The organism is gamma proteobacterium symbiont of Lampromicra miyakona, assembly GCF_059730895.1.
This window is the reverse complement of record NZ_AP035932.1, coordinates 1,516,216-1,531,201: the sequence shown is the minus strand read 5'-3', so window position 1 is coordinate 1,531,201 and position 14,986 is coordinate 1,516,216. Positions and strand designations below refer to the sequence as shown.

The window sequence follows — 14,986 nt, the reverse complement described above, 5'->3', positions numbered from 1 at the left end:
TGCCCTTGCTGTCTATCAATAAGCGCCGTCGCGTTTGAGTACCACGCCGACCGTCTTAAACAGAATCGCGATGTCATTCCACAGCGACCAGTTTTTGACATACCACGAATCGAAATAGACGCGCGTCTCATAGTCAACGTCGTTACGACCGCTGACCTGCCACAATCCCGTCATGCCTGGCTTTGCCATCAGGTAATAATCAACATCACCGGCATAACGGCAGAGTTCATCTTCAATCACCGGGCGCGGGCCAACGAGGCTCATGTCACCGCGCACGACGTTCCACAGCTGCGGCAGCTCATCCAGGCTGGTTTTACGGATGAAATGACCGACTTTGGTAATACGTGGATCGTTTTTCAGTTTGAAATCTTTGTCCCACTCGGCGCGGGCTACCGGGTCGGTGCGCAGCACCTCTTCCAGCACCTCTTTCGAGTTAATTACCATCGAGCGGAACTTCAGGCACTTGAACTTGCGGCCATTGAGACCCACACGTTCGTGACCGTAAATCGGTGGTCCGCCATCACGGCCAACCATGAAGCCGAGTACCAGCAGCGCAGGTGACAGCGCGATGATGATGCTGAGCGCGCCGACGATATCGAATGCCCGCTTCAGGACACGCGAGGTGCGTTTCGCCAGGTTGTTATTCACACGCAGAATCATCACTTCATGGCTGAAGATATAAGCCATATCGGTGCCGTACAGCGGTACGCCGCGCAACGTCGGGATAACCGAGACCGAGCGACAGTTATGCATCGCCAGCATTTTCAGCCAGCGGTCGCGGTGCTGACTCTGCTCAAACTCAACCGCAACGATAAACTGGGTTTCGCTGTTGGTCAGCTGCCATAGCTCCTGCTCGTTATGCAGCACCGGTACACCGGAGATGCTGGCCTGCGGGCAACTGCCATCGACGTCGAAGAAGGCGATCACATCAAAGCCCATCACCTCTTCGCTCTGCAGCGCCTGCCAGGCTTCCTGCGCGTTACGGTTGCTGCCAATAATAATGGTTTGCTTTTTCCACATACCGAAATGATTCAGTACGCGTTTGGAAATAGCGCGCGCCAGCGGAATCAACACCAGCGCTAAAATCCACGTTAATACCCAGACAAAACGGGACATCTGCCATTGTGATAATGCTGAAATTGACAAATCGATGACAGAGAAAATGAGAATGGTACGAAAGATCTCTTTCAGCTCAAACCAGAAGGGTTTGCGATAGGTATAATGACGCAGGCGAACCCAGAACCAGCCTGTACAAATTAAGGACAGACAGATATGGGTGGCGATTTTTAAGTTGAGGTCTTTTTCAGAAATATCTGCCAGTGGAGAATCGGCGAACGAATTAATCAGCGCGAGTGCAATAAACAATGCCGCGTTGAAACAAATTAAATCCGAGCACGCCAGTAAAATTTTTGTCAGAAGACTTTTATATGTAAATTCATTATCGCGCATATTTGACTCTTTTATTTTATTTCCCTTAATCCCTAACGCCTAAGCCTGAGTAATTAATGAGCGATGCACTAACTAAACCAGCGAGACAAACTGCGGCGAACTCCCCGGCATTTAGGCCAATTCTCTTTCCAGTTAAGCAAGAAAATTGTGATAAATACCAACAGATTAGTCTGACTTCCTTTTGCCGCAAGGCCAGACAATTCTTAACCTGTGAAAACTACGTCAGGCACGCTACCGCCCTTGGCTGTCGCTGCCAATACCGCTTACAACACCCTATTTTTTGTCCGCGCTTTGTCGCCACGCCGGGAAATACCCGCCTTAACCCGTGCACGATCACAATTCACAACATTAAGAAGCTAAACAGCGCGCTATTAACAACATTGGCGCAGACATTTACTAACACGTTGCTATACTAGTTATTACTGGCTTGTTTACAAGTAGGCCCCGTCTTCCCTGCACTATTTTAGGAAAAAGACTACCAGCCATAAGTATTGATGCCAGCCCCGCCAGGCAATTTCACGCCAAAATTCAGAATAATTCGATACCCGCCTTCAGATTAGTCGCATTAAAAATGTACGCTTTTGCCGCTGGATAAGAATAAATAGTGGTCTTCATCCACACAGGATGTTTATCCATACTTTTCACTTATCTCCCGGCTGAACAAGGTAAGATTAATCCTAATAAGCCGCCAGCCCGCGACATCCGCGCGGCCGGGGCGTATTTGTACCCTGTCTGACGATTAACTATCATCAGACTAAGCTCATTTTTAGACATTATGGTGATGAAAGTATGTGGGAGTGGATCATCGATCCGTCGCTCTGGGCAGGATTAGTCACGCTAATCGTTCTTGAGCTGGTGCTGGGTATTGATAACCTGGTTTTTATTGCCATTTTGGTGGAGAAGCTGCCGCCGACGCTGCGCGACCGCGCGCGGGTGTTCGGCCTGCTGCTGGCGCTGGTATCACGGCTGGTGCTGCTGGCGTCGCTGTCGTGGCTGGTTACGCTGACCCAACCGCTGTTCACCCTCTTCCAGCACAGCTTCAGCGCACGCGACCTGCTGCTGCTGGGCGGCGGTATCTTCCTGTTGTTTAAAGCCACCACCGAACTGAACGCCCGGCTGGAGGGCAGCGACGAGGAGTCGGGTCAAAATAACAGCGGTGCTAAATTCTGGCCAGTGGTGGCGCAAATCGTGGTGCTGGACGCCATCTTTTCACTTGATGCCGTCATTACCGCCGTCGGTATGGTCAACGACCTGCCGGTGATGATGATCGCCGTGACCATCGCCATACTGTTAATGCTGCTGGCCAGCAAGCCGCTGACGCGCTTCGTTAACGGCCATCCTACCATTGTGATTCTCTGCCTGAGCTTTCTGCTGATGATCGGCTTTAGTCTGGTGGCAGAGGGTTTCGGCTTCGTCATCCCGAAAGGCTATCTGTACGCGGCCATTGGCTTCTCGATTGTGATTGAGATCTTTAACCAGCTGGCGCTGTTTAATCGCCGCCGTTTTCTTACCGCCGGACGGCCGCTGCGCCAGCGCACTGCCGAAGCCGTGCTGCGCATTCTGCGCGGTGAAGCGCAGCGCGCCGATCTGGATGCCGACACGGCATCGCTGCTGAGTGATAACCAGGGCGCAGCGCTGTTTAACCGTCAGGAGCGGCGCATGATCATGCGCGTGCTGGGTCTGGGTCAGCGCCAAATCAACAGCATCATGACGTCACGCCATGACGTCGAGCACATCGATCTGAGCGAAGACCCGCAGTCGATCATGGATAAACTCGACCGCAACCAGCATACGCGCCTGCTGATCACCGAACAGGGACGCGAGCCACTGGGCGTGGTGCATGTGATCGATCTGCTGCATCAGTCGCTGCACAGTAAATCGCTGGATTTGCGTGCGCTGATTCGCCAGCCGCTGGTGTTTCCCGAGCGCGTCACCCTGCTGCAGGCGCTGGAGCAGTTTCGCCATGCGCGCACCCATTTTGCCTTTGTAGTGGATGAGTTTGGTTCGGTGGAAGGCTTGGTAACGCTGAGCGACGTGATGGAGACCATCGCCGGCAACCTGCCCAATGAAGGGGAAGAGATTGATGCCCGTTACGATATTCAGCCCGCAGAGCATGGCGGCTGGATCGCCAACGGCCATATGCCGCTGGAAGATTTAGCGCTATACGTAGCGCTGCCGCTCGACGAGAGGCGCAATTACCATACGCTGGCGGGATTGCTGATGGATAGCCTGCAGCACGTGCCGGCCGAAGGTGAGGAGTTGCGCGTCGGGGATTATCTGCTGCGCACCCTGCAGGTGGAGAACCATCGGGTGCAAAAAGTCGAGATTGTGCCGGTCGCGCCCGCACCGTTTATTTAACCCGGCGCCGGGGCATGATTTATCGCGTGTTGCTTAGCTGGTCGCCATAAATGGCGACCCTACACGGAAAGCATCGGTTTTTTGTAGGGTGCGCATTCATGCGCACCGGCATCGGGTTTTATTGCCGCGGTGCAGACTTCTGGCTATCCAGCCACTGATTGAGGCGCGTTTTGGCTTCGCCCTGCAACTGCTGGCGCACCACGTCGTCCACTGGCAGTGAATACTGCAGATTGCCCCAGCTGCCGTACATGCGCAGCGGAATCGGCTGGCCGTTGAGTACTTTCGCCAGCCGGTCGTCGCCCTGCCAGCCGCGCAGAATCATATTAATGGTGACATCCAGCTGCTGCTTCACCACATCCACGTTGCCGTGGGTTTGCAGCGCCAGCCGGCTGCTGCCGCCCTGCAGATCCGGCAGCGTGACGTTGCCCTGCTTCAGGCTGATGCGCCCGCTTAACTGTTCAATTCCCTGATCATCCGGCTGATCGTTACTGACGCGATTGCTGACGCGCGCCACGGCGCGGCGCACCATCTGCTGCAGATTCAGCTGCGCCAGCTGCAGATTAGTGGCTTCCAGTTCTGCATTGCCCTGCCAGTTCTGTTTCGCCTCTGCCACGCTCAGCCCGGCACCGCTGATGTCGCCCTTGAGCGAGACCGTGCCCTGCAGCGAAGCCGGCAGTTCCAGCGCTTTAAGCAGCGGCGCAATGGCAATGCTGCTCAGCTCCGGCTGAAACGCCACCTGCGTGACCGGCTGACGGATATCCACCGAGCCGGGAATGGAAAAGTGGCCGTCACCAAATTTGCCCTGCAGCTTGTTGAGCGTCAGCAGTCCGCGCTGATTGCGGGCGTCAATTTGCAGATTGCTGAGCGTCAGACCGCGCCACACGCTGCTGTCAGCGTCGAGCGTCAGCTGCAAATCCATGCTATTGAGCGGCGAGTCGGCATTATTGTGCGCGCGCGGCTCAGCGATCACCGGCGTGCGCATCACGTTAGCCTGCTGCGTGGTGCTGTTATCGCTGGCGGGCGCGCTGGCCATCAGGTTATCCAGATTGAGCGAGGTCGCATGCAGCGCGAGGTTGAGCTGCTGCGGCAGGGCCAGCCGGCCCTCAGCGCTGCCGTCGAGGGCGCTGTCGTTCGCGGTTAACTGCAGCTTGTTCAGCGCAAACTGCTGCTGGTCGCCATCCCACTGCGCCTGCCCGCTCAGCGTGCCCTTGATGCCCTGCGGCGGCAGGTTCGCGCCGTCCAGCGTGTAATCCAGCTCATCCAGCTGGCCGCTGATACGGTGCGGATAGTGCGCCACGTCCATCTGCCCTTTTAGGTTCAGGCTGAGATTGCGCTGATTACGTGACACGCGTGTCGCCAGCTCAACGCTGGCCTGCCGGTTATCGTCCTGATTCAGGTTGAGGTTGAGATCGCGGAAGTTGTACTCGTCACCGCCCGGCTGCTGCCAGATGAGCAGGCTATCGGCGATGCGCAGTTTACTGATGTTAAAGGTCCAGCCATTGCTGGCGGCGATGGCCGGTTCACTATCGCCCGGCTCAATCGGCGCGCCCTGCGGTTTCTGCACCGCGCTGTCCGGCGTAGCGCGAATAATCGCGTTTTTCAGCATCACCTGGCTGACGCTCAACTGATGCGACAGCAGCGGCCACAGATTGACGTCCAGGCGCATATTGTCAGCGGTGACCATCGGCTGGCTGGCGCCGGGCGCGGTCAGGCTCATGCGGCCCGCCAGAATGCTGAGCTGCGGCCAGACGTGCCAGCGCAGGTCGCCGCTCACTTCAAGCTGATAACCACTGCGCTGTTTTACCTGCTGTACCATATAGGTACGAAAGTCGTTGGGATTGACCAGCAACACCAGTGCCGTCATGCCCGCTACGACCACCACTAACAGGATGGCCAGCGTGGTTATCAGTCTTCTCATTGCATCCTCATCACCGTCAGATTTCAGGCCGCTGGCGCGAAATCACTCCAGGAGAAACGTTAGTCTTTATCAATACGGCTGGCGTCAGCGCCCTGCTGCCCGCGATATTTGGCGTCTTCGCGGCGATTGTAAGGACGCGCCGCCGGCCCGGACAGCGGTTCAAAGCTCAGTGCGCCAATCAGCATGCCGGGACGCAGCGCCAGCGGCAGCTTACCGGAATTGTAAAACTCCAGCACGATTCGGCCCTGCCAGCCCGGATCGATGCGGTGCGCGGTAACGTGCACCATCAGCCCGAGGCGCGCCAGTGACGAACGGCCATCCAGCCAGCCCACCAGATCGTCGGGGATGGTGACGGATTCCAGCGTCACCGCCAGCGCCAGTTCACCCGGATGCAGAAAGAACGCTTCGCCTTCCGGCAGCACAATCTCATCGCTCATTACGCGATCCAGCGCCGCGCTCACTTCATGCTTTGGACCACTCAAATCTATAAACGGTGCGGTGTGGCCGCTAAAGGTACGGAACTGGTTACCGAGGCGCACATCCACGGTGGCACCGTTGATGCGCTCAACCGGCGGACGGGGATCGATGGCCAGCTTGCCGCTGTCCAGCCAGCTTTCAATATCGCGATCGCATAATCTCATCGCAGAAACTCCATGATTTAAGTGTAGCGAAAGGTGGTCAGGTTGTGACAAACCGTTCGCGTCACGTCCATCCGGACGCACGGTGTCCCGTTCCGGTCACGCTGAACCGGACGGGCGTCGTCAAAGATACTGGTTAATTTTGGCCTTGAGGATATCAATGGCGATGCGGTTTTTACCACCGCGCGGCACAATGATGTCGGCATACTGCTTAGAAGGCTCAATAAACTGCAGGAACATCGGGCGCACGGTCTTTTGGTACTGGCTCATCACCGAGTCCATCGAGCGCCCGCGCTCGTTGACGTCGCGCTTCATACGGCGCATCAGGCAGATATCCAGCGGGGTATCAACGAAGATCGAGAAGTTAAGCTCCTGGCGCAGCCGTGCATCGGTCAGCAGCAGAATCCCTTCCAGAATAATCACTTTCTTCGGCTTCAGGTGAATACACTCGTCGGTGCGGGTGTGCTCAACGTAGCTGTAAACCGGCAGGTCGATATTTTCGCCGGCCTTCAGTGCGCGCAGATGCTGCAGCAGCAAATCGTGGTCCATCGCGCTCGGATGGTCGTAGTTGGTTTTCACCCTCTCTTCCATGGTGAGGTGGCTTTGATCTTTATAGTAGGCATCTTCGGGGATCACACCGATATGCTCGTCACCGACCTGGTCACGGATTTCACGATAGAGCGTGCTGGCAATAAGACTTTTTCCGGATGCGGATGCACCTGCAATGCCAACGATCACGCACTGATGAGACTTGTCAGTCATACTTTTTTAAGACCTGATAACTGGAGCCGGTTTCTGTCTGCACAAAAACAGGCCGATTGAGAGGGTTAGTTGGCGGCAATTATAGGGATTTCACCGGGTTGATGCCAGTGAAAACCGGCGCGCCGCCTTTTCAGACTATCCCGTTTTGCAGCCAGCGGCTTAATCGATACACTGTTTCTCTGCCCGCCGTGTGACTGGCGGGAGCCCGATAGTCGTTGCAAGGAAAAGTATGAGCTGGAGAACCCTGACCTATTTTGGCGACAGTATGTTGCTGATCCCCACTGCGGTGATCATCGCACTGGTGCTGCCGTGGAAAAGCGACAACCGTCGCACCGTCTGGTACTGGCTGCTGGCGTTTGGCCTGGCGGGCCTGCTGGTCAGCATCTCGAAGATTATGTTTCTCGGCTTCGGCATTGGCAGCGCGCGCTACAACTTTACCGGGTTCAGCGGCCATAGCGCGATGTCAGCGACGCTGTGGCCGGTGATGATGTGGCTGATTTCCGGCCGCTGGCCTACGTTCTGGCGCGCCCTGACCATCGGTATCGGCTATCTGATTCCGCTGATGGTGGGATTATCGCGCCTGGTGATCCATGCGCACTCGGTGAGTGAAGTGCTGGCCGGACTTATGCTGGGCTTTACCCTGAGCAGCGCGTTCCTGCTGAGCCAGCGTCGCACCGCGCTGAAGGGTTTTAGCGTGGTGCAGGTGGCAGTGGCATTTCTGATTCCGCTGTTGCTGATGGGCCACGGCCGCGTCGCCACCACCCAGCAGTTCCTCGAGCGTTTTTCCGCTGACCTCGCCGGGCTGGAAAAGCCCTTCACCCGCGCCGATTTGTTCCGCTGAGTGCGTTGCGCGGTAAAGGGTGTAAGGTCTGTCCATTACGTTTTGAACACGTTCCACAAATGATTGCACATACGGTAGCGGCGCAATTTATTGCGCGATAAATCGCGCCGCTACAAAATTGTGCAATTTGTCGTGTCCTTACCTGAATCGCTGCAGATCCAGCAGGCGCGATACTGCCAGCAGATTTCACCGTTTTTGTCGGGTGCGCATTCATGCGCACCTGGATGCAGGCCGCAAAAAAACATTTCCGCACAAAGATATCTGACAGATGTGCTAGCATGGATTAAGAGATTGACTGGCGCATTTTTCTTCGAGTAATCAATGCGCGCTGCTGGATTCGTGCATGACTCTTGAGATAGTAACCTCGCAGGATAATCCGCAAAAAAAGTGGCTCAGCGCCCTGCTGCTTTGCGCGCTGGCATTTTTACTGACGCTGTTCTGTCTGGAACTGATTGTTGTCAGCGGCCGCATTTCCCCGCTCTGGTACTCCACCGCGTTAATGACCGTCGTGGTGTTCCGCGCGCCCTCGCGACAGGTACCGCTGCTGCTGGCCAGCTGCGTGCTCGGCACGGCGCTGGCCAATCTGCTGGTGATCGGCCCGGCCCTGAGCAATGTCAAATTCGCCATCCTTAATATGGTGCAGGCCATCCTCGGCGGGCTGATGCTGCGCGCGCTGCTCGACCGCAAAGCCCCGCTCAACTCACTGGCCGACTGGATACGCTTTGCGCTGGCTGCGGGCCTGATCGCGCCGCTGCTGGGCGGCGTCGTGGCGCTGTGGATGCTGCACGTCGACGGCCACGCCTCGCTGCCGTTTTTCTCCACCTGGGTGATCTCTGAAGTGATTGGCGTGCTGGCCTTCGGTCCGGTGCTGCTGCTGTGGCCTGATAAACCGCTGCGCCAGTTGATCACGCCGGAACGTCAGCTGGAGACGCTGCTCACGCTGATGGTCACGCTGCTGGCCAGCTATCTGGCGCTGCGCTTCCTGCCGTGGCCGTTTACCTTTATCGTGGTGATTCTGTTCTGGTGCGCGGTGCGCCTGCCCAAATTCGAAGCCTTTCTGCTGTTTTTCCTTAACGCCAGCTTTATCTCGCTGCTGCTGGCGCTCGACTGGGTCAACCTGGCGCGCAACGATCTGCTGCTCGGCCAGGTCAGCACCTGGCTGCCGTTTCTGCTGGTGCTGCTGCCGAGCCACGTGATGTCGCTGGTGATGGATGCCTTCCAGCGTGAAAAGCACCACATCAGCGAAAGCGAAACCCGCTTCCGCAACGCCATGGAGTATTCCGCCATCGGCATGGCGCTGGTATCACCGGAAGGCGGCTGGCAGCAGGTCAACCAGTCGCTGTGCCGCACGCTGGGCTTCGCGGCGGAAGAGCTGAAAAAACTCACCTTCCAGCAGATCACCCATCCGGACGATCTCAACAGCGACCTGCAGCAGCTGGAGCGGCTGATCGCCGGTGAGATCCTGACCTATACCCTGGAAAAGCGCTATTTCCGCAAAGATGGCGAGATCGTCTGGGCGCGCCTCACGGTCTCGATGGTGCATGATGCGCGGCTGCAACCGCTCTACTTTATCGCGCAGATTGTGGATATCTCCGAGCTGAAGCAGAGCGAGCAGGTCAACCAGCGGCTGATGGAACGCATCACGCTGGCCAATGAAGCGGGCGGCATCGGCGTGTGGGAGTGGAACCTGCTAAACGGCGAGATGTTATGGGACAAGCGCATGTACGAGTTGTTTGCGCTGGAGCCGCACCGGGTGCCGAGCTACGACCTGTGGCTGCATCTGGTCGATGTTCAGGAACGTGAAGCGGCCGCGCTCACCATTCAGCAGGCGATTGAACGCCGCAGCGCCTTCCAGCTGGAGTACCGCATCAACCTGCCGCAGGGCGTGCGCTACGTGCGCTCCGAGGCCAATAGCATCATCAGCAAGGACGGGCAGATCGAACGCATGCTCGGCATTTGCCAGGACATTACTTCGCTGCGCACGCTGAATGAAGCGCTGTTCCAGGAGAAGGAACGCATGGCCATCACCCTCGACTCGATTGGTGAAGCGGTGATTTGTACTGACGATGAGATGCGGGTGACCTTCATGAATCCGGTGGCCGAGACGCTGAGCGGCTGGCCGCAGGCGAAAGCGGCTGGCGTGGCGCTGAGCGAACTGCTGACGATTACGCGTGGCGCGCAGGGGCCGCGCGTGGAGAATCTGTTGCTGTGCAGCCTGCCCGCCAGCAAAACCACACCGGACCTCGAAGAAGAGCTGGTGTTGCATACGCCGGATGGTGCCCAGGTCGAGATTCACTACAGCATCACGCCGCTGAAAACCCTGACCGGCAGCGACATTGGTGCCGTAATGGTCATTCATGACGTCAGCGAGTCGCGCCGCATGATGAAACGCCTGAGCTACAGCGCCTCTCACGATATGCTGACGCGTTTGCCGAACCGTCACAGCTTTGAACAGCAGCTGAAGCGACTGGTAAATGACGCTGCCGCGCATCACAGCGAGCACGTGCTGGTGTTTATCGATCTGGATAAGTTTAAAGCGGTCAACGATACCGCCGGCCATGCCGCCGGCGATGCGCTGCTGCGCGCACTGGCCGATCTCATGCAACAGCACCTGCGCAATAGCGATGTGCTGGCGCGCCTCGGCGGTGACGAATTTGGCCTGCTGCTGCCCTACAGCAATGTTGACCAGGTGCGCGAGGTGGTGCAGGGCATCGTCAGCGCGGTGCATGACTTTACCTTTATCTGGCAGGACCGGCCGTATCACGTCGGTGCCAGCGCCGGTATCACGCAAATCGATCAGCATAACTGCATCAGCAATGTGGTGATGTCGCAGGCCGATGTCGCCTGTTACAGCGCCAAACACGCCGGGCGCGGCCAGTATCAGGTTTACCAGGAAGTTCAGGGATAAACTGCGGCGCTGCCCATTGCCAGCCCGCGTTGGCTGCGCTAAAGTCGCCCCCTTTTTTCTGGCATGGGGGATACAATGTTTATCGGATTCGACTACGGCACGGCTAACTGTTCCATCGCGGTAACGGATAGCGGCACACCGCGGTTACTGACCCTGGAAAACGGTCAGCGCCTGCTTCCCTCCATGATTTGCGCGCCCACGCGCGAAGCCATCAGTGAATGGCTGCACCGCCACCATCAGGTCCCCACGCCAGACAGCGAAAGTACCGCGCTGCTGCAGCGCGCGCTGCGTTATAACCGCGAAGAGGATATCGAGGTAACGCCTGCCAGCGTACAGTTTGGTCTGACCGCGCTGCAGCACTATATGGTCGATCCGGAAGAGGTGTGGTTCGTCAAATCGCCGAAGTCGTTCCTCGGTGCCAGCGGCCTGAAACCCCAGCAGATCGCCTTCTTTGAAGATCTGGTGTGCGCCATGATGCTGCACATTCGCCAGCAGGGTGAAACCCAGCTCGATCAACCGATTGATCAGGCCGTGATTGGCCGGCCAATCAACTTCCAGGGGCTGGGCGGTGAAGACGCCAACCAGCAGGCGCAGGGCATTCTGCTGCGTGCTGCACAGCGTGCCGGGTTCCGCGACGTCGAGTTTCAGTTCGAGCCGGTTGCCGCCGGTCTGGAGTTTGAAGCCACGCTGCAGCAGGAGACACGCGTGCTGGTGGTGGATATCGGCGGCGGAACCACCGACTGCTCCATGCTGCTGATGGGGCCGCAGTGGCGTAATCAGTCCGATCGCCGTGCCAGCCTGCTTGGCCACAGCGGCTGCCGCGTCGGCGGTAACGACCTCGATATCATGCTGGCGTTCAAAACGCTGATGCCGCTGCTGGGTCTGGGCGGTAACACGCTGAAGGGCACTGCCCTGCCCGCCCTGCCGTGGTGGAACGCGGTGGCGATTAACGATGTGCCGGCACAAAGCGACTTCTACTCGGCCGCCAGCGGTAAGCTGCTGCGCGATCTGGTGCGTGATGCCGAACAGGGCGATAAAGTCGCGCATCTGCTGAAAGTATGGCAGCAGAAGCTGAGCTACCGGCTGGTGCGCGCGGCGGAAGAGAGCAAGATTGCGCTCTCCGATCAGCGCGAGACTGCGGCCTCGCTGGCGTTTATTGCGCAAACGCTGCAGGCGGAGATCAGCGCCGCGCAGCTGGAAGAGGCGATCAACCAGCCGCTGGCGCGCATTCTTGAGCAGGTGCAGCTGGCGCTGGCCAGTTGTGACACCCGTCCGGAGGTGATTTACCTCACCGGTGGCAGCGCCCGTTCGCCGATCCTGCGCGCCGCGCTGCAGCAGGCACTGCCCGACACGCCCATCGCCAGCGGCGATGATTTCGGCTCGGTCACCGCCGGCCTGGCGCGCTGGGCCGAAGTGATGTTCAGATAATTCCCTCTCCCGCTTGCGGGAGAGGGTTAGGGTGAGGGCCAGACAGCTCCGTGCGATTTTCCCCTCACCCTGCCCTCTCCCAAAGGGAGAGGGAAAAGTCACACATTCTGCCAGATTAGAAATTCACGTTCGCACTGATTCCACCCACAAACGCATCTTTCACTTCGCTCACCGCACCCGGTGCCACCACGTATTGCAGGTTTGGACGCAGCTGCAGCCATTTGGTCAGCTGCGCATTGTAATAAACCTCGTAGTTGTACTCGGAACCATCCTGAATCGGCAGATAAGTTGGGCTGTCGAAATCAGTTTCGCCGTTGGCATCATTCTGCTGACGCAGCGAACGGGTATACGCGCTGTTGACGTGAATACGCGCCGCGCCGACGCCAATCTCATCCTGCGGACGCGCATCAAACGGCCCTTTCCAGGTAAAGCTGATCGACTGATAGTTGTCGGTTTTCGAGGTCTTGTGATCGTTCATCACCGCCTGCACCGTCACGCCAAGACCCCGGCTGGCATCGCCGCCCTGCGCGGTCAGCTGCTGCTGTAACAGCACGTAGCCGCCGTAAGCGTGATCCTTGCTCTGATAAGCGCCATCGCGCCAGCTGCCGTAGTTATCGCCGTTGGCCGACGAGTAGTAGTAACCAATGCGGTAGTTACCCGGCAGGTTGGCCGGCCCGAAGGTCGGTTTCCAGCCCAGTTCCACCGGCACCAGATTGCCTTCGGAGTTGCTGGTATCCAGACGGAAACCGTCACCGCGATCGTAGTTGGCACTGTTCTGGTTGTAGAAGCCCACCTGGAAGAACACTTCCGGCGTGAAGTTAACCTTCACGCGGCCGCCCCACTGGGAAACCGGCCAGTTAAACCAGCGGTCGCCGCGCCAGTTACCCGCCTGGCCGCTGCCGAATGCAAGGTTCTGGAACTTGCTATCGAAGTTGTCGAAATCTTCCCCGACGGTGACGCGACCGGCTTTCAGGTTAACGGTGTTATCAAACAGCCCTTTGCTGAGCCAGAACTGCGTCAGACGCCAGGTCTGGCCACGTCCGTACACTTCCTGCACCGATGACAGCATGCCGGTACGGCGGTCTGCCACCTGATCGGAGATGTTGCGACCGTTACGGTCGGTAATGGTCATCTGGAACTGCGCATCCTGCCAGTCGAGCAGTTTTTGCAGGTCAAGATTCAGGCCAAACGCCCACTGATCGCTGTAGCGCATCGAGGTGTTGGTATCGGCACCGCCGCCCAGGTTCGAGGCACTCTCCATGGTGTAGTTAACGTCGAACTTCACGCCGTCGTTTTCCAGCTGCGTTCGGTTACCGCCCCAGTCGCCAAACATGTAGGGGGAATCGTAGCTGAACGCATCGGCTGCCACCGCCGACGCACTCAACATGGCAAACATCAGGGTGCCCGCTGCCAGGCGAGGCATATGCTGCACTGCTTTTTTTCTGTTCATGATGATTATTCTTCTGTGAATTTCCGGAGAGGAACGGGCAGAGAATAATGCTGAGGTTATGTCAGTTTTTGCAAATCTGTGCGCAGTGAGTGCAAAGGTGACAGTGACTTAACGCAATTGTGACAGCGATCGATGAATGGATATGTTCTGGAGGAAAAAGGCATTTTTTGCGTGGCGAAAAAATTATTACGTGACGGGACGCCGCAGCGTCCCGCTTCGCGTTACGGCTTGCTGGCGCTGGCCAGCTCTTCAATCTCCTGCTTGCTAAGCTCCAGCTCGGTGGCTTTCACCAGCTCATCCAGCTGCTGCAGCGAGGTGGCGCTGACAATCGGTGCCGTGATGCTCGGTCGCGCAATCTGCCACGCCAGCGCCACCTGGGTAGCAGAGGCGTCGTGCGAGGCCGCGACATCTTCCAGCGCTTCAATGATGCGCTTACCGCGATCGTTGAGGTATTTTTCTACAATGCCCTGGCCGCGCGCGCTTTTGCTGGCGTCTTCCGGCTTTTTGTATTTCCCGCTCAGGAAACCGCTGGCCAGCGAGTAGTAGTTAATCACGCCGAGACCGTTTTTCACCGCCACCTGCTCCAGTCCGCTTTCATACTCCTGGCGATCGTACAGGTTGTACTCCGGCTGCAGGGTTTCATAGCGCGCCAGTCCCTCCTGCTTACTGATGTCGAGCGCTTCCTGCAGGCGCTGCGCGCTGTAGTTGGACGCACCGATTGCCCGCACTTTCCCCTCTTTGATCAGCGAGTCGAAGGCTTTCAGCGTCTCCACCAGCGGCGTGCTGTCGTCATCACGGTGCGCCTGGTAAAGATCGATGACATCCGTCTGCAGGCGGCGCAGCGAATCTTCCACGGCCTGGCGGATATAGGCCGGTTTCAGCCCGGTTTTCTCCGGCGTCAGCTCCATGCCTACCTTGGTGGCGAGCACGATACTGTCGCGCTTACCGCTTTTTTTCAGCCATTTACCGATGATGGTTTCCGATTCACCGCCGGCGTTGCCCGGCGCCCAGCGTGAGTAAACGTCTGCGGTATCAATGAAGAACAGCCCCTTTTCCACCAGCGCGTCGAGCAGTGAAAACGAGGTTTTTTCATCGACCGTCCAGCCAAAAACGTTGCCGCCAAACGTCAGCAGCGGCACGCTGATACCGCTGTCGCCCAGCTGACGGGTTTTGTGTTGACGCATGTGATCCTCCTTAGTGAAACGAGACTGGTCTGTCATTCAGCTTAGCAAAG

Annotated in this window: 10 protein-coding genes; 4 read left to right on the top strand and 6 right to left on the bottom strand. The window is 57.7% G+C overall.

All coding sequences use genetic code 11. The features are described from left to right. Positions 1-15 precede the first annotated feature (15 nt). A complete protein-coding gene (wbaP, locus tag AC6I8P_RS06985) occupies positions 16-1,449 on the bottom strand; it encodes an undecaprenyl-phosphate galactose phosphotransferase WbaP (RefSeq protein ID WP_498031082.1) in 1,434 nt (477 codons plus the stop codon). 789 nt (positions 1,450-2,238) lie between these two features. Here wbaP and AC6I8P_RS06980 point away from each other — a divergent pair. Next, on the top strand, positions 2,239-3,807 hold the full coding sequence (locus AC6I8P_RS06980) for a TerC family protein (protein WP_498031081.1): 1,569 nt from the start codon (positions 2,239-2,241) through the stop codon (positions 3,805-3,807). A 118-nt stretch (positions 3,808-3,925) separates the two neighbouring features. On the opposite strand, the gene asmA is transcribed toward AC6I8P_RS06980, so the two are convergent. The 3 genes from asmA to udk all read right to left on the bottom strand — a co-directional run bounded on the left by asmA (position 3,926) and on the right by udk (position 7,125). Continuing rightward, positions 3,926-5,725 carry an outer membrane assembly protein AsmA gene (gene asmA / locus AC6I8P_RS06975; RefSeq protein ID WP_058757289.1) on the bottom strand — a complete coding sequence of 600 codons (1,800 nt, stop codon included), beginning with the start codon at positions 5,723-5,725 and terminating at the stop codon, positions 3,926-3,928. Between the two features lie 59 nt (positions 5,726-5,784). Continuing rightward, the gene (gene dcd, locus AC6I8P_RS06970) at positions 5,785-6,366 is read right to left on the bottom strand and encodes a dCTP deaminase (protein ID WP_021509321.1); all 582 of its coding nucleotides are present in this window, start codon (positions 6,364-6,366) and stop codon (positions 5,785-5,787) included. A 120-nt stretch (positions 6,367-6,486) separates the two neighbouring features. Continuing rightward, the gene (udk, locus tag AC6I8P_RS06965) at positions 6,487-7,125 is read right to left on the bottom strand and encodes a uridine kinase (protein WP_498031080.1); all 639 of its coding nucleotides are present in this window, start codon (positions 7,123-7,125) and stop codon (positions 6,487-6,489) included. Between the two features lie 229 nt (positions 7,126-7,354). Between udk and AC6I8P_RS06960 the strand changes: the two genes are divergently transcribed. The 3 genes from AC6I8P_RS06960 to yegD all read left to right on the top strand — a co-directional run bounded on the left by AC6I8P_RS06960 (position 7,355) and on the right by yegD (position 12,302). Continuing rightward, positions 7,355-7,966, top strand: a complete 612-nt coding sequence (locus AC6I8P_RS06960) for a phosphatase PAP2 family protein (protein WP_021509320.1) — start codon at positions 7,355-7,357, stop codon at positions 7,964-7,966. A gap of 343 nt (positions 7,967-8,309) precedes the next feature. Further along, entirely contained in the window at positions 8,310-10,874 is a 2,565-nt protein-coding gene (locus AC6I8P_RS06955; protein WP_498031079.1) for a diguanylate cyclase, read from the top strand. A gap of 75 nt (positions 10,875-10,949) precedes the next feature. Beyond that, complete coding sequence (yegD, locus tag AC6I8P_RS06950) at positions 10,950-12,302, top strand: molecular chaperone (protein ID WP_021509318.1); 1,353 nt, start codon at positions 10,950-10,952, stop codon at positions 12,300-12,302. Between the two features lie 115 nt (positions 12,303-12,417). Here yegD and AC6I8P_RS06945 read toward each other — a convergent pair whose 3' ends face one another. Both AC6I8P_RS06945 and AC6I8P_RS06940 read right to left on the bottom strand, forming a co-directional pair. Beyond that, positions 12,418-13,752 carry a carbohydrate porin gene (locus tag AC6I8P_RS06945; RefSeq protein WP_021509317.1) on the bottom strand — a complete coding sequence of 445 codons (1,335 nt, stop codon included), beginning with the start codon at positions 13,750-13,752 and terminating at the stop codon, positions 12,418-12,420. 221 nt (positions 13,753-13,973) lie between these two features. Continuing rightward, entirely contained in the window at positions 13,974-14,936 is a 963-nt protein-coding gene (locus AC6I8P_RS06940) for an aldo/keto reductase (protein WP_021509316.1), read from the bottom strand. Positions 14,937-14,986: the final 50 nt, after the last annotated feature.